Annotated in this window: 22 protein-coding genes, 1 tRNA gene and 1 pseudogene; 12 read left to right on the top strand and 12 right to left on the bottom strand. The window is 74.8% G+C overall.

Features of this window, described 5'->3' with window-relative positions:
• Positions 1–174 precede the first annotated feature (174 nt).
• The 4 genes from AC1VL8_RS07845 to AC1VL8_RS07830 all read right to left on the bottom strand — a co-directional run bounded on the left by AC1VL8_RS07845 (position 175) and on the right by AC1VL8_RS07830 (position 4,947).
• Positions 175–247 (bottom strand) — tRNA-Arg (locus AC1VL8_RS07845).
• 200 nt (positions 248–447) lie between these two features.
• Positions 448–633 carry a hypothetical protein gene (locus AC1VL8_RS07840; protein ID WP_483074771.1) on the bottom strand — a complete coding sequence of 62 codons (186 nt, stop codon included), beginning with the start codon at positions 631–633 and terminating at the stop codon, positions 448–450.
• Between the two features lie 764 nt (positions 634–1,397).
• On the bottom strand, positions 1,398–2,078 hold the full coding sequence (locus AC1VL8_RS07835) for a hypothetical protein (protein ID WP_483074770.1): 681 nt from the start codon (positions 2,076–2,078) through the stop codon (positions 1,398–1,400).
• Positions 2,020–4,947: a hypothetical protein gene (locus tag AC1VL8_RS07830; RefSeq protein WP_483074769.1), complete on the bottom strand. Its 2,928-nt coding sequence runs from the start codon at positions 4,945–4,947 to the stop codon at positions 2,020–2,022. The genes AC1VL8_RS07835 and AC1VL8_RS07830 overlap by 59 nt, the downstream gene beginning before the upstream one ends.
• 66 nt (positions 4,948–5,013) lie before the next feature.
• On the opposite strand from AC1VL8_RS07830, the gene AC1VL8_RS07825 reads away from it, so the two are divergent.
• Positions 5,014–5,331, top strand: coding sequence for a hypothetical protein (locus AC1VL8_RS07825; protein WP_483074768.1), 318 nt, complete (start codon positions 5,014–5,016; stop codon positions 5,329–5,331).
• Between the two features lie 227 nt (positions 5,332–5,558).
• Here the strand turns inward: AC1VL8_RS07825 and AC1VL8_RS07820 are convergent, their stop codons facing one another.
• Positions 5,559–5,771 carry a hypothetical protein gene (locus tag AC1VL8_RS07820; protein WP_389225341.1) on the bottom strand — a complete coding sequence of 71 codons (213 nt, stop codon included), beginning with the start codon at positions 5,769–5,771 and terminating at the stop codon, positions 5,559–5,561.
• A 139-nt stretch (positions 5,772–5,910) separates the two neighbouring features.
• Complete coding sequence (locus AC1VL8_RS07815) at positions 5,911–6,939, bottom strand: TerC family protein (protein ID WP_483074767.1); 1,029 nt, start codon at positions 6,937–6,939, stop codon at positions 5,911–5,913.
• A gap of 231 nt (positions 6,940–7,170) precedes the next feature.
• Here AC1VL8_RS07815 and AC1VL8_RS07810 point away from each other — a divergent pair, with 231 nt between their 5' ends.
• On the top strand, positions 7,171–7,587 hold the full coding sequence (locus AC1VL8_RS07810; RefSeq protein WP_483074766.1) for a hypothetical protein: 417 nt from the start codon (positions 7,171–7,173) through the stop codon (positions 7,585–7,587).
• 22 nt (positions 7,588–7,609) lie between these two features.
• Here the strand turns inward: AC1VL8_RS07810 and AC1VL8_RS07805 are convergent, their stop codons facing one another.
• Complete coding sequence (locus AC1VL8_RS07805; protein WP_483074765.1) at positions 7,610–8,539, bottom strand: glycoside hydrolase family 26 protein; 930 nt, start codon at positions 8,537–8,539, stop codon at positions 7,610–7,612.
• Positions 8,540–8,685: 146 nt separating this feature from the next.
• Between AC1VL8_RS07805 and AC1VL8_RS07800 the strand changes: the two genes are divergently transcribed.
• Entirely contained in the window at positions 8,686–9,303 is a 618-nt protein-coding gene (locus AC1VL8_RS07800) for an ArsR/SmtB family transcription factor (RefSeq protein WP_483074764.1), read from the top strand.
• Positions 9,304–9,306: 3 nt separating this feature from the next.
• Positions 9,307–9,525 carry a hypothetical protein gene (locus AC1VL8_RS07795; protein ID WP_483074763.1) on the top strand — a complete coding sequence of 73 codons (219 nt, stop codon included), beginning with the start codon at positions 9,307–9,309 and terminating at the stop codon, positions 9,523–9,525.
• Positions 9,526–9,541: 16 nt separating this feature from the next.
• Here the strand turns inward: AC1VL8_RS07795 and AC1VL8_RS07790 are convergent, their stop codons facing one another.
• Positions 9,542–10,225 (bottom strand): response regulator, encoded by a 684-nt coding sequence (locus AC1VL8_RS07790; RefSeq protein WP_483074762.1) that lies wholly within the window; start codon positions 10,223–10,225, stop codon positions 9,542–9,544.
• On the bottom strand, positions 10,213–11,451 hold the full coding sequence (locus tag AC1VL8_RS07785) for a sensor histidine kinase (protein ID WP_483074761.1): 1,239 nt from the start codon (positions 11,449–11,451) through the stop codon (positions 10,213–10,215). Before AC1VL8_RS07785 ends, AC1VL8_RS07790 begins: the two co-directional genes overlap by 13 nt.
• Before the next feature lie 152 nt (positions 11,452–11,603).
• Between AC1VL8_RS07785 and AC1VL8_RS07780 the strand changes: the two genes are divergently transcribed.
• Positions 11,604–12,503 (top strand): ATP-binding cassette domain-containing protein, encoded by a 900-nt coding sequence (locus tag AC1VL8_RS07780; protein ID WP_483074760.1) that lies wholly within the window; start codon positions 11,604–11,606, stop codon positions 12,501–12,503.
• Positions 12,500–13,282, top strand: coding sequence for an ABC transporter permease (locus AC1VL8_RS07775; protein WP_389232652.1), 783 nt, complete (start codon positions 12,500–12,502; stop codon positions 13,280–13,282). The genes AC1VL8_RS07780 and AC1VL8_RS07775 overlap by 4 nt, the downstream gene beginning before the upstream one ends.
• A gap of 18 nt (positions 13,283–13,300) precedes the next feature.
• On the opposite strand, the gene AC1VL8_RS07770 is transcribed toward AC1VL8_RS07775, so the two are convergent.
• Both AC1VL8_RS07770 and AC1VL8_RS07765 read right to left on the bottom strand, forming a co-directional pair.
• Complete coding sequence (locus AC1VL8_RS07770) at positions 13,301–13,672, bottom strand: EAL domain-containing protein (RefSeq protein ID WP_483074759.1); 372 nt, start codon at positions 13,670–13,672, stop codon at positions 13,301–13,303.
• Complete coding sequence (locus AC1VL8_RS07765) at positions 13,599–14,528, bottom strand: GAF domain-containing protein (protein ID WP_483074758.1); 930 nt, start codon at positions 14,526–14,528, stop codon at positions 13,599–13,601. The genes AC1VL8_RS07770 and AC1VL8_RS07765 overlap by 74 nt, the downstream gene beginning before the upstream one ends.
• A gap of 172 nt (positions 14,529–14,700) precedes the next feature.
• On the opposite strand from AC1VL8_RS07765, the gene AC1VL8_RS07760 reads away from it, so the two are divergent.
• Positions 14,701–15,171 carry an OsmC family protein gene (locus AC1VL8_RS07760; protein WP_389232657.1) on the top strand — a complete coding sequence of 157 codons (471 nt, stop codon included), beginning with the start codon at positions 14,701–14,703 and terminating at the stop codon, positions 15,169–15,171.
• The gene (locus AC1VL8_RS07755; protein ID WP_483074757.1) at positions 15,171–15,947 is read left to right on the top strand and encodes a hypothetical protein; all 777 of its coding nucleotides are present in this window, start codon (positions 15,171–15,173) and stop codon (positions 15,945–15,947) included. Before AC1VL8_RS07760 ends, AC1VL8_RS07755 begins: the two co-directional genes overlap by 1 nt.
• Before the next feature lie 148 nt (positions 15,948–16,095).
• Here the strand turns inward: AC1VL8_RS07755 and AC1VL8_RS07750 are convergent, their stop codons facing one another.
• The gene (locus AC1VL8_RS07750) at positions 16,096–17,088 is read right to left on the bottom strand and encodes an aldo/keto reductase (protein ID WP_483074756.1); all 993 of its coding nucleotides are present in this window, start codon (positions 17,086–17,088) and stop codon (positions 16,096–16,098) included.
• 186 nt (positions 17,089–17,274) lie between these two features.
• Between AC1VL8_RS07750 and AC1VL8_RS07745 the strand changes: the two genes are divergently transcribed.
• The 4 genes and pseudogenes from AC1VL8_RS07745 (at position 17,275) to AC1VL8_RS07730 (ending at position 20,635) form a co-directional block, all read left to right on the top strand.
• Positions 17,275–17,817 carry a hypothetical protein gene (locus tag AC1VL8_RS07745; protein ID WP_483074755.1) on the top strand — a complete coding sequence of 181 codons (543 nt, stop codon included), beginning with the start codon at positions 17,275–17,277 and terminating at the stop codon, positions 17,815–17,817.
• A gap of 148 nt (positions 17,818–17,965) precedes the next feature.
• On the top strand, positions 17,966–18,796 hold the full coding sequence (gene ddaH / locus AC1VL8_RS07740; RefSeq protein ID WP_389232669.1) for a dimethylargininase: 831 nt from the start codon (positions 17,966–17,968) through the stop codon (positions 18,794–18,796).
• Between the two features lie 66 nt (positions 18,797–18,862).
• Positions 18,863–20,094: pseudogene (rocD, locus tag AC1VL8_RS07735) on the top strand (ornithine--oxo-acid transaminase).
• A gap of 64 nt (positions 20,095–20,158) precedes the next feature.
• The gene (locus AC1VL8_RS07730) at positions 20,159–20,635 is read left to right on the top strand and encodes an Lrp/AsnC family transcriptional regulator (RefSeq protein ID WP_389232675.1); all 477 of its coding nucleotides are present in this window, start codon (positions 20,159–20,161) and stop codon (positions 20,633–20,635) included.
• Positions 20,636–20,641 lie beyond the last annotated feature (6 nt).

The raw sequence follows: 20,641 nt of genomic DNA, 5'->3' as shown, positions 1-20,641 counted from the left end.
CGCGCCACCGGGCGCGCGTCTCGCCTTGCACGGACGTCCGTCCACGTCCTTGGCCGGCCGTTCATGTGCTGAGACAGCTCATTGACCACACGCTGACCCAAGGCCGGCCAAGAGGACACCGGCCCAGCCGCCACCGGCGCACCGGTTCAGGCGCTGACCTGAGCAAATATGCTGTGCGCCTGGGCAGATTCGAACTGCCGACACCCGCTTTAGGAGAGCGGTGCTCTATCCCCTGAGCTACAGGCGCGCGGGCCGGGCCAGAAACGTGGTCGGAAACCCGGCGAAGATCGCCCCGGGTAGGTCCGTGCGTGTTCAGGTCGGTCCCGTGCGGCGCGGGCCGGGCCTGGACGGTCCGATCTGCGCGGGTTCAGCCTACCGGTGCGTGGGGCGGGGATGCGCCGGTAACCCCTCAAGGGGGCTGGTGTCGTCGTTCTTCGGTTCGGAGCCTCAGGCCGCGAGGTCGGGAGTCTCGTCGCGTTGGCGGCGTCGGTGGTACCAGTCGGCGACGGCGTTGTGCGTGACCGCGAACGACAGCATCACCAGTGCCTGACGCTCGGTGCTGAGGGCGCCCATGCGCCCGCGGTATTCCCGGTCGTCGAGCTGGGAGTGGGACGACTCCACGTCGTTGCCCACGCGCACGTCTGGTCGCACGCTGGGCTGCCGGGCGGGTGCATCGAACTGCTGGTTGCGAGCACCTGCCACAGGGACCCTCGCCCCGGGTCAATGGAGGCAGCCGATCTCGCCGTGCAGCGCCGGAGGTAGAACCTATCGACGAACGCTGCGACGGCGACCTCGAGGCCATCGATGCCCTCCCCCGGACCGCGGTTGCGGAGCGCTCGTACTCGGACATCGAGCTGAACGCCTCGGCGAGGGCGTCGCCGTAGGAGTCGCCGGCGGATCCGACCGAGGCGACCGCACGGGCCTCGGCGAAGCGCGGGGTGCAGAGCACTGTGACGTATCGAACACCCTCGGTCGCTGGGGCGCGTCGGTCGGGTCGCGCTCCGCGCGCGGGCGGGCGGGCGGGCGGTTCCAGATGCCCATCTCCAGGGCGTCCAGCGGCAGGTCGGTGCGCTACGCCTCGCGGACCAACCACGCGATCTCGCCAATATTGGGATCGCGCCCTAGATCCCTCCACCCACGCAGAGCGCGCTCTATTCCCTCGGATGCACGCCACGGAGTGAAAACACCGGAGTACTCGTCCAGATTACCGACACGCACCGCCGACTTTGACAATCCTAAGAGAACTGCCAGCGTGAGGTCCTCCACCAATTCATCGCTCGCTGACTCGAGCTCACGGCGGATCCGTCGCGGGATCACCCACAAGCCAACGTAGTCCTCATCAAGTTCCCTGCTGATGCTGTCGCCCACCACCACGGCAACGGCCGCTTCAGCCGGCGTCACGGGTTGAACTTCAGCTTGTCGATGGGAATTCCCGCGATGTTGACGTCGATCGTCGCCGCCGTGTTCGGGCTCCGCGACATGGTCGTTCGAATCTGCACGAACCCGCCGTCAGGCAGTTGCACCCGCGTCAGCTTTGGCGTTTGCGCCACGACCCGTCCTCCTTGAGTGAGTTGACTGAACATCGCCCGTGCCTCGGGAAGCCCTCCCGCGATCTCCCGGATCCCAGCTGAGCTCCCTGCTTTGCCGATCGCCGATCCACCCGGCATGAGGAGGTTACCTAACGCCCCACCCTGTCCAGCCGCACCTTCTGTGCGCGCTATGCCGCCTGCGGCCGCCGCCGTGTCGGCGGCGCAGGCCCGCCCGAGGAGCGCGGGCAACGCAACTCCCGCCACCTGGCCCAGCACGAACCCGCCCAGGACCGCCCCTCCGCGGCGCGCCTGGCATGCCTGGTACCCCTCGTCAGGACACGGTTCCTCGCACTGGCCCGGGTTATTGGCGCACACCTGCATGTGCTCGAGGCGGTTCGCCGCGTCCGCGTGGATGTACGACATGTCGTCGTAGCCGATCTCGTCGGCCTGCTCCGTGCTCAGGGTGCGGTACAGCCGAAGGTATCTGGTGTCATCGAGGGCGCGGGAGTATCGATTGAAGGCCGGGATGAGGTTCGACCCGTCGCACACGCTGCCGATGGGCCCGCACTCGGCCCACTCGCCCGTGATGTCGTGCAGCAGGAGCGGGTTGTTGAACGCGTACGCGTACCCGTTCGCGAACGGTATCCCGGTCGGCACGTCCACCGGATCGGGCGCCGTGAACCGCCCCGACGCCGCGTCGTAGCTTCCGAGCCCTCAGGTCGTACTCGCCGACCGTCGCGTCGAGGCACTGCCCCAGATACCCCACGCCCTGCCCGGCCAGTTCCCCCGCCGCCGGCGCCAGGGCCAGGCCGAACGCCGTGAAGGTCTGACGCCCGGTGATGGTGGTGGTACCCGGCCGCACGCTGGTGGCGGCGGAGCCGAACGGGTCGGTCAGCAGCCACGACGTCGTCGACCCGCGCTTCGCCGCCAGAGGGGCGGCCGTGCCCGAGGTCGGGTCCGGCAGCCAGGCGCTGTCCAGCGAGGATGCAGCCGCGTCCTCACCGACCCGCACGGACTCGCCTGCCACGACGTCGTCCCACGACCAGCTGACGTCCAGGACGCCGTCCTGGCTGCGCGAGGTCCTGTTGCCCTGGGCGTCGTACGTGAACGCCACGTAGGTGCCGTCCTCGAGACCGACGGCACCCATCTCGCCAGCCAGGTCGAAGCCGAACGTCCGCGTCCCGGCATGGGTCTCGCTGGACGCGAGCGTCCCGTCCTGCGACCAGGTGTTCTCCAGGGTCGTGACGCCGTCCACCACCTGCGTCAGCAGCTGGTCGGCGTCGTCGTACGTCGTCGTCGTCGAGTCCGTCGTCACCAGCGACCCGCTCACCGACCGCTGCTCCTGCGTGATCCGGTTGCCGACCGCGTCGTACCCGTACGCGGTGGCGGGCGACGAGCTCGTGCACTCGGTGCCGCTGGAGGGCCGGCACTCCAGCGTGAGGCGGTTGACCTCGTCGTACGCGTAGGACGTGGTCGCTGGTTGCCCAGCCGCCGAGGCGGTGACGTGGCTGGGGTTGCCCCGTGCGTCGTAGGCGAGGGCGTAGTCGGCCACGACGGTGGTGCCGGCGAGGTGCGTGAGGGCCGTGAGCTGGCCCGCCCCGTCGTAGGTGGACGTGCTGACGGTCTTCTTGGACCCGGCGCGCGTCGTGCTGATCGGGTTGCCGGCGGGGTCGTAGCCGTAGGCGACCGCGGTGAGCCCGCTCACCCCGCCCGGTGTGGCGGTGATGAGCTGCCCGACCGAGTTGTACCCGTAGGAGATCGTCATCCCGGACGACCACGACGCGCCGGCGAGACGGCCCGCTGCTGTGTAGGAGTAGTTGGCGTCGACCGCGCCGGGCCCGGTCCGGGTCGTGCCGACGAGCCGCCCGAGGTCGTCGTAGTGGTTCGCGGTGGCGCTCAGCGTCACCCCCGACTGCACACGAGCGGCGTCGAGGGGTCGGCCGGCGTCTGTGTAGGTGTACGCGAACGACGGCGTGCCGTCCGAGAACGACCGCTCGGTCAGCCGCCCGGCGTCGTCGTAGGTGTAGGCCGTCGTGCCGTCGTCGGGGTCGTCGGTCGTCTCGGTGCCGGACGGCGCGACCATCGAGGTGACCTGTCCGGTGGCGTCGTAGGCGGTTGCCGACGTCCGTCCCAGTGGGTCGGTCCGACTGGTCTCCCGACCAGCAGCGTCGTACGCGTAGCTCGTGACGCGCCCGAGCTCGTCGGCGCGCTCGACGAGCCGACCGGCGGTGTCGTAGCCGTAGCTCGTGGTGGACCCGTCGGGGGATGTGACGGACGTGAGCAGCCCGGTGGCGTCGTAGGCGCTCGTCGTAACACCACCGGCCGGGTCCATCGCGGTCAGGCGGCGACCGGCGGCGTCGTAGGTCACCGCCGTGGTCCGCCCGAGCGGGTCGGTGCTCGCCACAGGCCGACCGTCGTCGTCGTACTGGACGGTGGTGGTGTACGCCGCCGGATCGGCGCCGGGCACGTTCCCCCGCGGGTCCGTGGTGCCGGTTCGGCGCCCGTCGGCGTCGTACGTGTAGGTGGTGCGGTCCTCCCAGTAGTCCGGGACGTACGTGTCGGTGGACCGGTTGCGCCGCTCCTCCACGACCTGGCCAGCCAGGTCGTACGAGTACCAGGTGGCGACCCCGTCCGCGTCGTAGACACCGGTCGGGCGGTTCATCGCGTCGTACGCCGTCGACGACACGCCTCCCGCGCCGTCGCGGGTCTCGGCGACGTTGCCTCGCCGGTCGTAGACCGTCGTGGTGGTCACGCCGTCGGCGTCGGTGGTGGAAGTCGTCCGGCCCAGCACGTCGTGCTCGTACGTGGTGGTCGCGCCTGTCGGGTCGGTGACCGCCGCCAGGTCGCCCGCCTCGTCGTAGGTCGACGTGGTGCTGCGGCCGAGCGCGTCGGTCGTCGTGGCCACTCGTCCGGCGTCGTCGTACTCGTAGCTGGTGGTGGCGCCTGTCGGGTCGGTGGTGGCGGTGACCCGGCCCGCGTCGTCGTAGGCGGAGGTGGTGGTGCCGCCGGCCGGGTCGGTGGCGGTCGTGAGTCGACCCGCCGCGTCGTACGCGTGGAGCGTCGTCCGGGCCTCCGCGTCGGTCGTGGAGGCGAGGTGCCCGGCCGCGTCGTACGTGTGCGCGGTGACCGCCCCGGTGGGGTCGGTCACCGTCAGCAGCCGACCCGCCGCGTCGTAGGTGTACGCCGTGGTCGCGCCGGACGGGCTGGTCTGCGACAGCACGCGGTGCGCGGCGTCGTAGGTGGACGCGCTCGTCCCCCCGCCCGGGCTGGTGGTGGAGATCCGGTTGCCGGCTGCGTCGTACCCGTGGACGGTGGTCCGTCCGAGCGGGTCGGTCGTCGACGCCAGGAGGTTCGCTGGCACCCCGACGGCACCCGTCGTGTACGTGAACTGCGTGACGCCGCCGTCCGCCGCCGTCACCTGGGTCAGCAGCCCCGCGGCGTCGTAGCCGTAGCTGGTGACGTGCCCGGTCCATCACGTGCCGCCATGGCGCTGACCCATCTCGCCGGCAACCACGTCCTGTCCACGCTCACCCGCTGGGCCTGCGGCACGCACGTGACCGACGTGCACTGCGGCCTTCGGAGCTTCGCGCGCCACACCCTGGTTCACATCCCGGCGGCCGGCGGAGGCATGGAGTTCGCGACCCAGATGGTGACCCACGCGCACAAGACAGGGCTGCGGATCGCCGAGACGCCCATCGATCTCCGACCGGCTCCAACGGGCCGACGTTCGCACCTCCGGCCGGTGCGGGACGGACTGCGCCACGTCGCGGCGATCTTCCGCGCCATCTCACGCGATCCGTAGTCAGCCGGCTGCACCGGCCCGCGGGTGCGCCGGCAGCCTGCCGCCGTCTCTGGGCAACCCCGCGGCGAGCGCGCGGCAGCAGTACGCCGACCCCGGGGCTCGTCCTCGTGGCCTCTGACTGGCCTACGCCGTCTTCCGGTGGTTCGCCCTCGGCTCGGGCGGCCGGTCCGCGCGGCTGACGGGCACGGCCGGGCCCACCAGCGGACGGGCCGCGCCCGACCGGGCAACTACGGCCGGTCGTCGACGTCGGCCGGTGTCGGTCCGGGACTCGTCGGGCTCGCGGTCGGGGTGTCCGCGGCGTGGTCGTCCTCCCGCGGCGTGTCGTGCTCCGACTGGTTGATGTCGTCCGGGTCGGGTCCGGGGCTCGCCGGGTGGCCCGGCGCGGACGGGATCGCCGAGCCCGTCCTGGTCCCGGGGTCCTGAGGCGTCGATGCGTCCATGCCGGTCACTCCTTCACGCCTGCGTCGTTGCTGCGGAAGCTCTCACCGTACGCGCCGGTTCCGGGACCCGCCGGTCCAGCGGGTCGCCGGGCCCCGCCCGGGTGGCACCGGGTCACCGGGCGGGGACCGTCGGCGGTCGTCAGCCGCGCGCCCGCACCCGGCCGCGGCGCCGCCAGGTCGGCTCCAGGGCCGCGGTCTCCGCCTCGGACGCCACCCGGAACGGCGGCTCGCCCGGGCTCTCGACGGCCCGGCGTGTGGTGCCGCGCGTCGCCCTGAGGCTGGCGACGACCGCGACGGTGAGGATCGTCGCGATGACGGCCAGGGAGATCGTCGTGGGGATGTAGAGGACGTCGACCTTCAGGGCCATCTTGATCCCCACCCAGATCAGCACCAGCGCCAGCCCCAGCTTGAGGTAGACGAAGCGGTGCACCAGGTCCGCGAGCAGGAAGTACATCGCCCGCAGCCCGAGGATCGCGAAGGCGTTCGCGGTGAACACGAGGAACGGCTCGTCGGTCACGGCGAAGATCGCGGGGATCGAGTCGACCGCGAAGACGATGTCGGTGACCTCGATCAGCACGAGCACGGCCAGCAGCGGCGTCGCGAGCAGCACCCCGCCGGAGCGGACCAGCAGCCGCTGGCCGTGGAACGCGTCGGTCATGGGCACGTGCCGGCGGAACGCCCGCAGCACGCGGGACCGCTGCGGGTCGATGTGCTCGTCGCGCTGCCGCAGCATCCGGTAGCCGGTGACGAGCAGCAGAGCGGCGAACAGGTAGAGCACCCACGAGAAGCTCGCGATGAGCACGGAGCCGGCCGCGATGAACGCCCCGCGGAACACCAGCGCGCCGAGCACCCCGAGGAACAGCACGCGGTGCTGCAGCTCCCGGGGGACCGCGAAGTACGTGAAGACGATCGCCCACACGAACACGTTGTCGACGGCGAGCGACTTCTCGATGAGGTAGCCGGCGAGATACTGCTGACCCCGGTCGGCGCCGTACCAGGCCCACACCACCGCCCCGAAGCCGACGCCGAGCGCGACCCAGACCGCCGACCACGTCGCGGCCTCGCGCACGCCGATGACGTGCGCGCGCCGGTGCGCGAACAGGTCCACGGCCAGCATCGCGAGGATGACGCCGAGCACGGCGAGCCACATCCAGATGGGAACGTCCACGAGCACACCTCCGGTTCGGTAACCGGAGGTCTCTCCTGGCCCGGGGGCCCGGCCGCCGGGCTCTCGTCGGAGAGCCGTGGTGACGACGGCGCGACGGGGGATACTCCCCTCCACGTGTCCCAGGATTGAACCGGACGACGACCCCGGCGGCAACCCCGCCCTCGGGGTGAGCGCGCGACCGCGACCCGGCTAGGGTCGGGCGCGTCACCCGGCGACCCGACAGGAGTCCCCGTGTCCCCGCACCCGGCCGAGCGCCTCGCCGCCCTCCTGCGCGAGCGCACCGCGTACCTCCCCGGCCCGCACCGCGCGGAGGTGGACGTCGAGCGTGTGGGTGACCGCCTGCGGATCGCGGCGGTCCGGGTCGGGCGTCGCACCGTCACGGTCGCCGTCGGGCCGGACGGCGACGCCTCGCTGCACGTGGACGGCGTGCCCCTGACCGAGGTCGACGCGGGCGACGACGTCGAGGGGCTGGTCGACGCGACGCTCGTCCCGCTGGTGCGGGCGCTGACGACCGGTGCCGTCGCGGTCGCGTGGCAGCTCGACCGTCGGGGCCGGGTCTCGGGAGCCGTCGTGACGTTCACCGGGCCGCCCCCGCGCGGGCTGCGAGCCGTCCACCGCTACCGCGTCGCCCGGACCGCCCGGCGGTGACGCCGCCCGCCGCCCAGAACGCTCAGCCCGCGACCGCCGCCCGGAACGCCGCCAGCGACGCCGGCGAGCTGGCCACGCGCCAGTCCGTCTCCTTGTTCTCGTCGAACCACACGACCCCGCCGACGTCGCCCTGCGCCGCGGCCCAGGTGAACAGGTCGGTGACCCAGCGGGCCTTGTCGCCGCCCTTCTCGGTGGACGCCGTCTCGGTGACGAGGACCCGCTTGCCGGGGGCGACCCGCCGCACCTCCGCGAGCGTCGGTCCGAGCACCTGGGCCGGGGTCTGCCACGTCGCGCCGCGCCGGGTGGTGCCCCAGTTGTAGCCGTCGATCCCGACGACGTCGACGTGCTCGGCGCCGGGGTAGACGGCGGCGAGCGGGGTGGACCCGGGGAACGTCACGTTCGGGGACCACACGCGGACCACCTGCGTCGCGCCGCGGGAGCGGAGCAGGTCGTGGACCCGGCGCCAGACCGCGACGTACTGGGCGGCGGTGTTGCCGTTGACGCCCACGGCCCAGGGGTAGCCGCCGGCGTTCATCTCGTGCGCGAACCGCAGGTGCACGGGTCCGCCGTACGCGGCGAGCGCGTCGCCCCACCGTCGGACGGTCGGGTCGAGGTCGCCTGCGAGGAACCGGCCGAGGGCGAACGCCTTCTGGCTCTTGCGGGCCGGGTCCCAGGGCTCCCAGGTCAGCACGGGGACGACCCCGGCGGCGGCCACGGCGGCGAGCTTCGCGGGGTCCGGCGCCTCCGTGAACGAGGCGTACCAGAGCGCGTAGGTCGGAGCGGTGCCGACGGCCGCGGTCCGGCGCGCCCAGGCGGCACCGTCCCACGGGCCCCAGGGGACGGTCAGCCCGAACGGGACGCGCCCGGCGGCCGCGGCGGGCACGCTGCCCACGGCGGGCAGCGCGAGCGTGGCGGCGGAGAACGCGAGGAACGCGCGGCGGGACAGCGGCATGCGGGGGTCATCGACGCCGACCTGGTCGGGCTGAGGGACGTCGTCGTTCTTCGCCCGCCACGCCACCCGTCCGCGCGACCCGCACACGGCAGGTCGATACGCAACACCTCTTGCGCAACAACTGTTGCGCGTCCTACGGTGTCGTCATGACCCACGAGCAGCCCGCCCCGATGCGCGTCTCCGACCCCGCCCGGGTCCGCGCGCTCGCGCACCCGGTCCGCCTCGAGCTGCTGTCCTACCTGGACGACGCCGGCGAGGCGACCGCCACCGAGTGCGCCGCCCACCTCGGGCAGACCGTCGCGAACTGCTCGTTCCACCTGCGCACCCTCGCGAAGGCCGGCTACATCGAGCCCGCCGCACCCCGCGGCCGCGAGCGCCCCTGGCGTCCCGCGACCCGCGAGCGCACGATGATGCCCGACCCGCAGGACCCCGCGTCGGTGCGCGCGGTCCGCGAGCTCGGGGAGATGTCCCTGCGCCGGGAGGCCGACCGGTACGTCGAGCACCTGCGTCGCGCCGACGGCAGCGGCGCGATCGAGCCCGGCGTCATCTCCCTCACCCAGCTGACGACGTCGGCGTTCTGGGCCACCCCGGCGGAGACGACCGAGCTGCTCGCCGCGCTGCACGCGTTGATGGACCCGTTCGTCGGGCGCACCGCCGACCCCGCGCAGCGCCCCGCCGGGGCCCGCCTGATGCGCATGTTCACCGCGGTCAACCCCGACATGGCCGTCGACCCCGTACCCGCCGCACCGCCGCAGGAGGACTGAGACATGACCACCGTGACCTTCGACGTCAGCTACGGCACCCGCGCCGTCCCGCTGCGTCTGCCGTATCTGTCGGTCCGCCGCCGCAGGGCCGCCGCCGCGCGCGCCGTGGCGTCCCGGGGCCCGCGCGACCCCGCCGCGGTCCGCGCGCTGGCGGCGGCGCTCGCCGGGCGCGAGCGCGCGACCGACCGCGCCCTCGCCGCGCGCGCCGGTCTGGGGGTCTGAGGGGTCTGAGCGGCCCTCAGCCCAGCCCGGCGTCGTGCACGAGCCGGGCGATCTGCACCCGGTTGGTCACCCCGAGCTTCGCGAACAGGTGCGCGACGTGCGTCTTGACCGTCGCGAGCCCGAGGTACAGCCGCTCGGCGATCTCCTGGTTCGACAGCCCCTCGGCGACGGCGACCGCGACGTCCCGCTCGCGCGGGGTCAGCGGCTCGAGCGCGCGCAGGGCGTCCGCGCGGCGGTCCTCGTCCTCGGGTCTGGTCACCGACGCGATCAGCTGGGCGGTCACCGTCGGCGACAGGATCGGCTCCCCCGCCGCGACCCGGAAGATGCCGTCGACCAGCTGCGCCGGCGGGGTGTCCTTCAGCAGGAACCCCGCGGCGCCCTCGCGCAGGGCCCGCAGCACCAGCTCGTCGGCGTCGAACGTCGTCAGCACGATCACCCGCGCCGACGAGCCCGCCGCGACGAGCGTGCGCAGCGCCGTCAGGCCGTCGACCCGCGGCATCCGGACGTCCATCAGGACGACGTCGGGCCGCAGCCGCGTCACGGTGTCGACGGCCTCCGCGCCGTCGGCGCACTCGGCGACGACGTCGATCCGGGGGTCGCCCCCGAGGATCATCCGCAGGCTCGCGCGCACCAGCGCGTCGTCGTCGACGACCACCAGACGCACCACGTCGGGGGCCCCGTCCGGGGTCAGCTCGGCCACGGGAGCCACACTCTCACGGCGAACCAGCCGCCGGTCTCGGGCCCGTGCTCGAGCGCGCCGCCCAGCAGCTCGGCACGCTCGGTCGCACCGACCAGGCCCAGGCCGGCGCCCGGGACCGCGCTGACCGGCGTGCCGCCCGCGACGCGGTTGCGGGCCTCGATCGCCAGCCGCTCCCCCGGCGCCCCGGCGAGCCGCACCCGGACGTCCTGGCCCGGCGCGTGCTTGCGGGCGTTGGTCAGCGCCTCCTGGAGGATCCGGAACGCGGTCCGCGACGCGGTGACGGGCACGGCCGCGAGCGCAGCACGGTCCCCGCCGGGCAGCCCGGTCACGTCGAGGTGCACGGCGCCGCCGGCCTCGACCGCGTCGGCCAGCAGCGCGGGCAGCTCCGCGAGCGTCGGCTGCGGGGCCTCCCGCTCGGTGGGCACCGCGTCGGTGTCCGCGCGCAGCACCCCGAGGACCTCGCGCAGCTCGCCGAGGGCCCGGTGCGCGCTGTCGCGGATGGTCTCGGCCGACGCGGTGATCTGCTCGCGGGTGAGGTCCTCGCGGTAGGCGAGCCCGCCCGCCTGCATCGCCACCAGGGAGATCCGGTGCGCGAGGACGTCGTGCATCTCGCGGGCGATCCGGGTGCGCTCCGCCTGCCGGGCCTGGTCGGCCCGCGACTCCTGGGCGCGCTCGGCGTCCTCGGCGCGCTGCCGCAGCGACGCCAGCAGCTCCCGGCGCGCGCCGACGTAGGAGCCCGTCGCGATCAGCAGGCCGACCATCAGCGCGCTGAGCGCGAGCGCGACCGTCAGCAGCCACGGGCCCTGGCCCCACGTCGAGGTGCCCTGGTAGCCGAGCTCGTAGACGACCGACGCCAGCACCCACACCGCCGCGACCGGCAGGGTCTCGCGCCAGCGCCGCCGGGTCGCGAGCGACACCATCGCGAGCATCGCCGGACCGGCCGCGAACGCCGACGCCGCCGTGAGCAGCGCGGACACGCCGGCGACGACCACCGGGTACCGGCGCCGCAGCGGCAGCAGGGCCGTCGCCACGACGCCGAGCACCAGGTCGAGCAGCACCATCGCACCCGCCCGGCCGGCGTGGGCGGGATCGGAGTTCGAGGCGACGTCCGCGGTGACGAACAGCCACAGCACCACGCCGATGCCGACCGCGAGCAGGTAGCGCCAGGTGCGCGACCACGGGCCGAGGCGCGGCGGCGCGGCGACAGGAGAGGCGGGACGGGGCACGGCTCGAGCCTAGGCGCGGGCCCGTCGACGCCGGATCGGCCGCCGGGCTGGACCCGCTCCGCCCAAAGGTGGACGGCCGCACCCACCCGCGCCGACCACCCCGAGCCCGTCGACCGACGCGACGGCGGGGCCCACGCGCCGACGCTGGACGCATGATCGAGATCAGCCACCTGACGAAGCGCTACGGATCGACGACCGTGCTCGACGACGTGTCGTTCACCGCCCACGCCGGCCGCGTCACCGGGTTCCTCGGACCGAACGGCGCCGGCAAGTCCACGACCATGCGGGTGCTGTGCGGCCTCGGCGCCGCGGACACCGGGACGGCCACCGTCGCCGGCTCCCGGCTCCGGGACCTGCCGAACCCCGGCCGCACCGTCGGCGTGCTCCTCGACGCCTCCGCGCAGCACGCCGGTCGCTCCGGCCGCGAGGTGCTGACGCTCTCGTCCCGCCTGATGGGCCTGCCCGACGCGCGGGTCGCGACCTGCCTGGACCTGGTCGGGCTGACCGCCGCCGAGGCCGACGCCCGCACCCGCACCTACTCCCTGGGGATGCGGCAGCGGCTCGGCCTGGCGCACGCGCTGCTCGGCGAGCCCCGGGTGCTGGTGCTCGACGAGCCCGCCAACGGCCTGGACCCGGCCGGGATCCGGTGGATGCGCGACCTGCTGCGGTCGTTCGCGGACGCCGGCGGCACGGTGCTGCTGTCGTCCCACCTGCTGCGCGAGGTCGAGGCGGTGGCCGACGACCTGGTGCTGATCGGCCGCGGCCGGATCCTCGCCGCCGGCGCGACCACCGACCTGCTCGCCGCCCCCGGCACCGAGGTGCGCAGCCTCGACGACGCGGCCCTCACGCGGGCGCTGCTCGCCGCCGGGCACGAGGTGCGCCCCCTCGACGACGGCGGCCTCGGCACGCCCGCCGACGCGGAGTCCGTGGGCCGCGTCGCGCTGGACGCCCGCGTCGTGCTGCTCGACCTGCGGCCCACCCGGTCCGCGGGCATCGAGGACCTGTTCTTCACCCTGACCGCCGGGACCGCCCGCGAGGAGACCGCCGCATGACCGCCCTGACCGCTCCCGCCCCGACCACCCCCGCCGCCCGCGCCGGTATCCCGTGGCTGCGCCTGGTGCGCGTCGAGCTCCGCAAGCAGCTCGACACCCGCGCCGGCCGCTGGCTGCTCGCGCTGATCGTCGTCGTCGACGTCGCGCTGATGTCCCTGCTGCTGTGGGCCGCCGAGCCGGGGACGCTCGGCTGGTCCGGGCTGACCGAGGCCGCGAGCGCCGGCCAGCTGATGCTGCTGCCGCTGATCGGCGTGCTCGCCGCGACGTCCGAGTGGTCGCAGCGGACCGCGCTCACCACGTTCGTCCTGGAGCCGCGGCGCACCCGGGTGCACGGCGCGAAGGCCGCCGCCGGCGCCGTGCTCGCCGTCGCGGTGATGGTCGCGACCGTCGCCGTGGCCGCGCTCGCGAACCTCGTCGGCGGGGTGCTGCGGGACGGCCCCGGGCCGTGGTCGCTGGACGCCGCGCTGGTCGGCGGCAACGCCCTCGGGCTGCTGCTGCTGGTGCTCCAGGGCCTCGGGTTCGGCCTCGCGCTGCTGTCGACCCCCGCGGCGATCGTCGCCTACCTCGCGCTGCCGACCGTGTGGACGCTGGTCGGGTCGCTGGTGCCCGCCCTGGAGACCGCCGCGCGCTGGCTCGACATGTCCGGGCCCCTCGCCCGGCTGATGTCCGGCCAGCTCACCGGGGACGGCTGGGCGCACCTGGCGACGTCGACGGCGCTGTGGGTCGGGGTGCCGCTGGCGGTCGGGCTGTGGCGGACGGCGCGGCGCGAGGTGTCCTGAGACTGCGGCCGGGGCGGCTCAGGTCCGGTGGAACGGGCCCGCGCCCAGCGCGGCCTCCCACGGCCCGGGCCGCCCCAGCAGGTACCCCTGCCCGAACTCGACGCCCAGCCCCAGCAGGGTGTCGCGCTCCTGCGGGGTCTCGATGCCCTCGGCGACCAGCCACGCACCCATCGACCCGGCGAAGTCCACGACCGCGTGCGCCAGCGCCTGCCGCACCGGGTCGGCGTCGATCCCGCGCACCAGGTCCAGATCCAGCTTGAGGGCGGTCGGCCGCAGCTGCAGCACGTGCCGCAGGCTCGCGTACCCGGCACCGACGTCATCGACCACGACCTGCAGCCCCGCGTCCCGCAGCCGGTCGGTCACCGCGACCAGCGCCCCGTAGTCCGGCACCGGTGTGTGCTCGGTGAACTCGACGCCCACGGACCGGCCGCACGGCAGCAGCAAGCTCCGCCGCCCGCGGGTCGAGCACCGCCTCGGCCGACAGGTTCACGGACATCCGCACGTCGGCGGGCAGCCGCGGCACCTGGGTCAGCGCGCGCTCGGCGGCCAGCAGCTCGAGCTCGACGGAGCAGCCCGCCGCCGACGCCGCCGCGAACGCGTGCACCGGGGTCGGGAACCGGTCCGGGTCGAACCGGGACAGCGCCTCGACCGCCACGACAGTGCCCGACGCCAGGTGCTCCACCCGCTGGAACACGGTGCGCACGGCCCGCTCGGCGAGCACCGACCGGATCCAGCGCACCCGGTCGGACACCGCCGGGCGGTACGGCAGGTGCCGCACCCCGAGCCGGTCCTCGACCAGCGCTGCCGCGAGGCCCATCACCCGCAGGGCGTCCTCGTCGAGCAGCGGGTCCGAGCCGCGGGCCAGGCAGCACAGCATCCCGACGGGCTCGCCGTCGGCCCCCCGCAGCGGGGCACCGACGTACGACCCGATCCCCATCTCGGCGGTCGCGGAGAGCTCCCGCGTCACCGGGTGCGTGCGGGCGTCCGGGACCACCCCGGGCAGCAGCCCGTCGAGCACCCGCACGCAGTAGGTGTCGTCGAGGTCGCGCGAGTCGCCGACGGCCATCTGCATCGGGCCCGTCTCGGCGCTCGTCGCGAGCACGACCTCCGCGGACTGGGTCAGCCCCGACAGCACCGCGATGTCCATCGCCAGGTGTTCCCGCACGCGGTCGAGGATCTGCTGCACCCCCGGGTCGTCCGCGGCGCGCGCGACGGTGAGCGGTCCACGGTCCTCGGTCACGCTCATCCGGCCCCCCGGCCTCAGGTCAGCTCGACCCGGCCCAGCGTGCCCCACGCCCCGCGGCGCGGCCAGTGCTGGACGCCACCGTTCCCCCGCCCGGCCCACCGCGGGGTGCCCGCGCGCGGGTGACCCGTCCCCGCGACGGGTGGCGGCGCCCGCCGCGTGACAGGATCGGCGCATGGAGAGCCCGACCACCGCCGCGGCCACGCAGCCCGGCACCCCCGCGCCCCGCCCCGCCGCCGACCGCCTCTGGGTCGAGCGCACCGGCACCCGCACCTACACCGGCCGCAACACCCGCGGCGCCGAGGTCGCGATCGGCCCCACGGAGGCGGGCGCCGTGTTCACCCCCGGCGAGCTGCTGAAGATCGCGCTGGCCGGCTGCTCGGGGATGAGCGCCGACCACGCGCTGGCCCACCGGCTCGGCGACGACGTCGCGGTGACCGTCGAGGTCGAGGGCGCGAACCTCACCGCCGAGGACCGCTACCCCGAGCTGCACGAGCGCATGGTCGTCGACCTGTCCGGCCTGGACGAGGCCACCAAGGAGCGGCTGCTGCGCGTCGTGCACCGCGCCGTCGACGAGCACTGCACGGTCGGCAACACCCTGAAGGCCGGCGCGACCGTCGAGCTCGACGTCGTGGACGCCTCCTGATGGCCCTGCGCCGGACCCCCGTCGTCGACGCGGCGCTCGACCGCGCGGTGACGATCCCGTCGGCGACGATCCACGCGCACGTCGACGCGATCCGCCGCAAGAACCCCGAGGCCACCCCCCAGGAGGTCGTCGAGCTGCTGGAGCGCGAGTTCCTGCTGGTCGTGCAGAGCACCGGCGGCGCGGTCGGCGCGGCGGCGGCGGCCCCGGCCGTGGGCACCGGCGTCGCGATGGCGCTGACCGTCGGCGACGTCGCGACGTTCTTCGGGGCGTCCGCGGCCTTCGCCCTGGCCGTCGCGAGCGTGCACGGCATCGACGTCCAGGACTCCGAGCGCCGTCGCGCGCTGCTGCTCGCCACGATCCTCGGCGAGAGCGGCGCGAAGGCGATCTCCGACGCCGGGCTGCTGACCGGCCTGCGCAGCGTCAACGTCGCCCGGGCGCTGCTGACCCGGATGCCGACCGGCACGATCCGCCGCGTCAACGCCCGGCTGACCCGGCAGCTGTTCCGCAAGCAGCTCGCCCGGCAGAGCGGGCTGGCCTTCGGGCGGCTGATGCCGTTCGGCGTGGGCGCGGTCATCGGCGTCACCGGGGCCCGCGCGCTGGGCCGCACCGTGATCGACGGCGCGCGCGTCGCGTTCGGCCCGGCACCCGCGGCGTTCGTGGACCGGGTGCTCGTCGTCGAGACCGGCGCCGAGCCGCGCCTGCTCACCGAGGGCACCGGCACCCACCCGGCCGCCGCGCCCCCGCGCCGCCGCCTCCTGGGCCGCCGCCCGCGCTGACGCAGACGCTCCTGCACCCCTGCACCCCTGCATCACCCGACGAGAGGTCACGACACGCTGGCCCGGACCGCTGTGCGCCAGCGTGTCGTGACCTCTCGCCCCCCGGCGGGCGGGGGTTGGGGGTGCGGGAGGCGCAGCTCGGCGCGGCTTACCAGCGGGTGTGCACGTGGGGGCGGATGCGGGCGTCGTAGATCGCGCGCAGGGCCTCCGCGGTCGTCGCGTCCACCGGCGGCAGGTCGGCGGCGGCGGCGTTGCCGCGGGCCTGGTCGGCGTTGCGGGCGCCGGGGATGACCGTCGAGACGCCGGGCTGGTCGACGATCCACCGCAGCGCGAGCTGGGCGGTCGTCGCGCCGGCGGGGGTGAGCGCGGCGACCTCGCGGGCCGCGGCGACCCCGACGTCGTACGGCACGCCGGAGAACGTCTCGCCGACGTCGAACGCCTCGCCGTTCCGGTTGTAGGCGCGGTGGTCGGTGGCGGCGAACGCGGTGTGCTCGTCGTACTTCCCCGACAGCAGGCCGCTGGCCAGCGGGACCCGCGCGATGATGCCGACCCCGGCCTCGGCGGCGGCGGGCAGCACCCGCTCGAGCGGCTTGCGGCGGAACGCGTTGAGGATGATCTGCACGGTGGCGACGTGCGGGCGGGCGATCGCGGCGAGCGCCTCGTCGACCGTCTCCACCGACACCCCGTACGCGGCGACCCGACCCTCGGCGACCAGCGCGTCGAGGGCGTCGTAGGTGGCGTCCCGGTCCAGGACGGCGCTCGGCGGGCAGTGCAGCTGCACCAGGTCGAGCGTCTCGACGCCGAGGTTCGTGCGCGACCGGTCCGTCCACGCCCGGAACGCGTCCGCGGTGTACGCCTCGGCGACGTGCGGGTCGGCGCGGCGGCCCATCTTGGTGGCGACGGTGATCCGCGCGGCGTCGGCGGGCCGCTCGCGCAGGAACCGGCCGATCAGGGTCTCGCTGCGGCCGTCGCCGTAGACGTCCGCGGTGTCGAAGAACGTCACCCCGGCGTCCGCCGCGGCGGCGAGCACCGCGAGGGCGTCGTCCTCGGCGACCTCGCCCCAGTCCGCACCGAGCTGCCAGCAGCCCAGCCCCACGACCCCGACGTCCCGGCCGGTCCTGCCCAGCGTCCTCGTCTGCATCCTGCGAGGCTACCCGCGCGAGGATCACCCTGTTGCTCTGGGTGCCTGCACCCGCCCGGGACGCGCCCGGGGCCGCTCGGGGGCCTGCACGCGACCGGCAGGGAGCAAGATGGTCCCGACGCACCCGGGGGGCGACGCGGGCAGGTGGCCCCGACCCGGGACCGGCGTCCGTCGAGGGGGCGTGCTGTGATCATCCGGGACCGGGACGGGACGCCGTGGGCGCGGGTCTCGTGCGTCCTGCCGCTGGACGCGGCGGCCGCGTGGGCGTTGGTCGCCGACGCCCGCCACCACGCCCGCTGGGTCCCGCTGACCCGGGTGACGCTCACCGCGCCCGGCGCCGGCGAGCGGGTGCGTCGCCCCGACGACCAGGCCCCCGAGGCCGGCGACGAGATCGCCGCGGTCAGCGGCCCGTTCGCCCGGCAGGGCGCGCCGGGGCTGCTGGACCGGATGCGGGTCGAGCGGTTCGAGCCGCCGCTGGGCGCGGTGCCTGGCGCCGCCGTGTTCGTGAAGCTCGGCCCGGTGCTGCTGGGCACCGCCCGGATCGAGGTGGAGGCCGCGGGTCCGTCGTCGTCGCGGGTCGCGTGGTCCGAGGCGATCTACCTGCGCGGTCTCCCGCGGGCGTGGACGGTGTGGGCCGGCGCGCTGCTCGTCGACCTGATGCTGCGGCTCGTGCTGGCCCGCGCGGCCCGCGAGGCGCGGCCCCGACCGACGCAACGAACCGCCGCCTGACCCCTGTTTCGCGCAACGATTCGCGGGTGGGCGTGCATCGTCGCGCCATGATGCGGGTGCGGTCGGGCTCGTAGGCTGTGCAGGACGCGCCCCGACGAGGTGGCCCGGCACCGTCAGCCCGACCCGCCCGACCTCCTCGAGGAGACCCATGCCCGCGACCCCGCAGAGCACCCGCCGGCACTACCTGATGTGCGAGCCCACGCACTACACGGTCTCGTACGAGATCAACCCGTGGATGGACTCCACCCGGTACACCGACGCGGGTCTCGCGGTGCAGCAGTGGCAGACCCTGCGCGCCACCTTCGAGCAGCTCGGCCACACGGTCGAGACCATCGACCCGATCCCGGGCCTGCCGGACATGGTCTACGCGGCCAACGGCGCCACGGTCGTCGACGGCCTGGTCTACTCGGCGAAGTTCCGCTACCCGGAGCGCCAGCCCGAGGGCCCCGCGTACGAGAAGTGGTTCGCCGACCACGGCTACGTCACGCACACCGCCGAGGTCGTCAACGAGGGCGAGGGCGACATCCTCGGCGTCGGCGACGTGCTGCTGGCCGGCACCGGCTTCCGCACCGACCGGGCCGCGCACGCCGAGATCGCGCGCGTCACCGGCCGCGAGGTCGTCAGCCTCGAGCTGGTCGACGCGCACTACTACCACCTGGACACCGCGCTGGCCGTCCTCGACTCGACCCCGGGCCGCGAGCAGGTCGCCTACTTCCCGCCGGCGTTCTCCGAGGCGTCCCGCGCCGAGCTCGAGCGCCGCTACCCCGACGCCGTGATCGCCTCGGAGCGCGACGCCGCCTGCCTCGGCCTGAACGCGGTCAGCGACGGCCTCAACGTGGTCGTCGCGCCCGGGGCCGTCGACCTCGCCGCCCAGCTCACCGACCGCGGCTTCCGCCCGCACCCCGTCGACACGAGCGAGCTGCTCAAGGGCGGCGGCGGCGCGAAGTGCTGCACGCTGGAGATCCGCCCCGCCCGCTGACCGCCCCGCTCCGGCGGCCGGGCCCGCCCCGCACCGCCGGAGCCCCGCCCGCCCCGAGGTGACGCCATGACGAGCACGATCCCCGCCCGGAGCGAGGCCGGCAGCCCGCTCGCGCACAACTACCACCCGCTGCCCGTGACGCTCACGAGCGGCGAGGGCGCCTGGGTGCGCGACGTCGACGGGAACACCTACCTCGACCTGCTCGCGGGGTACTCGGCGCTGAACTTCGGGCACCGGCACCCCGCGCTCACCGCGGCCGCCCACGCGCAGCTCGACCGGCTGACGCTGAGCTCGCGGGCGTTCGACCACGACCTGCTGCACCCGTTCGCGACCGCGCTGTCCGACCTGGTCCGGCCGGTCGTCGCGGGCGCCGAGGCCGGCACCGCGCCGATGGTGCTGCCGATGAACACCGGTGCCGAGGCCGTCGAGACCGCGATCAAGACGGCCCGCAAGTGGGGCTACGACGTCCGCGGGGTCGCGCCCGAGCACGCCACGATCGTCGTCGCGGCCAACAACTTCCACGGCCGGACGACGACCATCGTGTCGTTCTCGACCGACCCGGACGCCCGCGACGGGTTCGCCCCGCACACCCCGGGCTTCCGGATCGTGCCGTTCGGGGACGCGGACGCCCTCCGTGCCGCGATCGACGACACGACCGTCGCCGTGCTGCTCGAGCCGATCCAGGGCGAGCAGGGCGTCGTCGTCCCGCCGGAGACCTACTGGCCGGCGGTCCGGGACATCTGCACCGCCGCGGACGTGCTGCTGATCGCCGACGAGATCCAGTCCGGCCTCGGCCGCACCGGCACGACGTTCGCCCTCGAGCTGTGGGGCGTCCGCGCGGACCTGGTGACGCTCGGCAAGGCCCTCGGCGGCGGGGTGCTGCCCGTGTCCGCGGTCGTCGGCCGGCCCGACGTGCTCGAGGTGCTGACCCCCGGGACCCACGGGTCGACGTTCGGCGGCAACCCGCTGGCGTGCGCGGTCGGGCTCGCGGTCGTCGACGACTCCGACCCGGCACCCACCAGGAGCGCGCCCGCACCCTCGGCGCCCACCTGCACCAGCGGCTCGACACCCTCGTCGACACCGGCCTGCTGGAGCGCACCCGCGGCGTCGGGCTGTGGGCGGGCCTCGACGTCGACCCCGCGCGGATGACGGGACGCGAGCTGTGCGAGCGGCTGCTGCGGCTCGGCGTGCTCGCCAAGGACACGCACGGCTCCACGATCCGGCTCGCGCCGCCGCTGGTGATCGACGCGGACGACCTGGACCTCGCCGTCGACCGGCTGACCCAGGCGCTGCGCTGACCCAGGCGATGCGCTGACCTCCGGCGCGACGTCCGCGCCCGGGGGCGTGCGGGAGGATGAGCCCGTGCCCCCGACGTTCTCCGGCGACCTCGACCCCATCGACGAGGCGATCCTGCGCGAGCTGTCCGTCGACGCGCGCGCGTCCTACGCGGACATCGGCGCCGTGGTCGCGCTGTCCGCGCCGGCGGTGAAGCGCCGCGTCGACCGGCTGCGCGAGCGCGGTGTGGTGCGCGGGTACACCGTGCTGCTCGACCCCGCGTCGCTGGGCTGGGCGACGGAGGCGTTCATCGAGCTGTTCTGCCAGGGCTCCACCAGCCCGGCGACGATGCGCGCGGCCGTCGAGCGGTACCCGGAGGTCGTCGCCGCGAGCACCGTCACGGGCGACGTCGACGTGGTGGTGCAGGTGCGCGCCCGGGACATGCGGCACCTCGAGCAGGTCGTGGAGCGGCTGGCCGCCGAGCCGTTCGTGACCCGCACCCGGTCGACCATCGTGCTGTCGGCGCTCGTGCGGCGCCCGGACGTGCCGCCCCCGCCGGCCTGACCGCCG

It is taken from the genome of Cellulomonas sp. KU4C, assembly GCF_056868065.1.
Note: the sequence above shows the minus strand (reverse complement) of the source record. Positions and strands in the feature narration are given on the sequence as shown.

What these genes read in the sequence shown, in the direction of transcription:
- AC1VL8_RS07795 (WP_483074763.1), top strand. Translation starts at nt 9,307, where the DNA reads ATGACCACCGTGACCTTCGACGTCAGCTACGGCACCCGCGCCGTCCCG.
- AC1VL8_RS07750 (WP_483074756.1), bottom strand. Translation starts at nt 17,088, where the DNA reads ATGCAGACGAGGACGCTGGGCAGGACCGGCCGGGACGTCGGGGTCGTG.
- AC1VL8_RS07805 (WP_483074765.1), bottom strand. Translation starts at nt 8,539, where the DNA reads ATGCCGCTGTCCCGCCGCGCGTTCCTCGCGTTCTCCGCCGCCACGCTC.
- AC1VL8_RS07820 (WP_389225341.1), bottom strand. Translation starts at nt 5,771, where the DNA reads ATGGACGCATCGACGCCTCAGGACCCCGGGACCAGGACGGGCTCGGCG.
- AC1VL8_RS07825 (WP_483074768.1), top strand. Translation starts at nt 5,014, where the DNA reads ATGGCGCTGACCCATCTCGCCGGCAACCACGTCCTGTCCACGCTCACC.
- AC1VL8_RS07800 (WP_483074764.1), top strand. Translation starts at nt 8,686, where the DNA reads ATGACCCACGAGCAGCCCGCCCCGATGCGCGTCTCCGACCCCGCCCGG.
- ddaH (WP_389232669.1), top strand. Translation starts at nt 17,966, where the DNA reads ATGCCCGCGACCCCGCAGAGCACCCGCCGGCACTACCTGATGTGCGAG.
- AC1VL8_RS07775 (WP_389232652.1), top strand. Translation starts at nt 12,500, where the DNA reads ATGACCGCCCTGACCGCTCCCGCCCCGACCACCCCCGCCGCCCGCGCC.
- AC1VL8_RS07780 (WP_483074760.1), top strand. Translation starts at nt 11,604, where the DNA reads ATGATCGAGATCAGCCACCTGACGAAGCGCTACGGATCGACGACCGTG.
- AC1VL8_RS07765 (WP_483074758.1), bottom strand. Translation starts at nt 14,528, where the DNA reads ATGAGCGTGACCGAGGACCGTGGACCGCTCACCGTCGCGCGCGCCGCG.
- AC1VL8_RS07760 (WP_389232657.1), top strand. Translation starts at nt 14,701, where the DNA reads ATGGAGAGCCCGACCACCGCCGCGGCCACGCAGCCCGGCACCCCCGCG.
- AC1VL8_RS07755 (WP_483074757.1), top strand. Translation starts at nt 15,171, where the DNA reads ATGGCCCTGCGCCGGACCCCCGTCGTCGACGCGGCGCTCGACCGCGCG.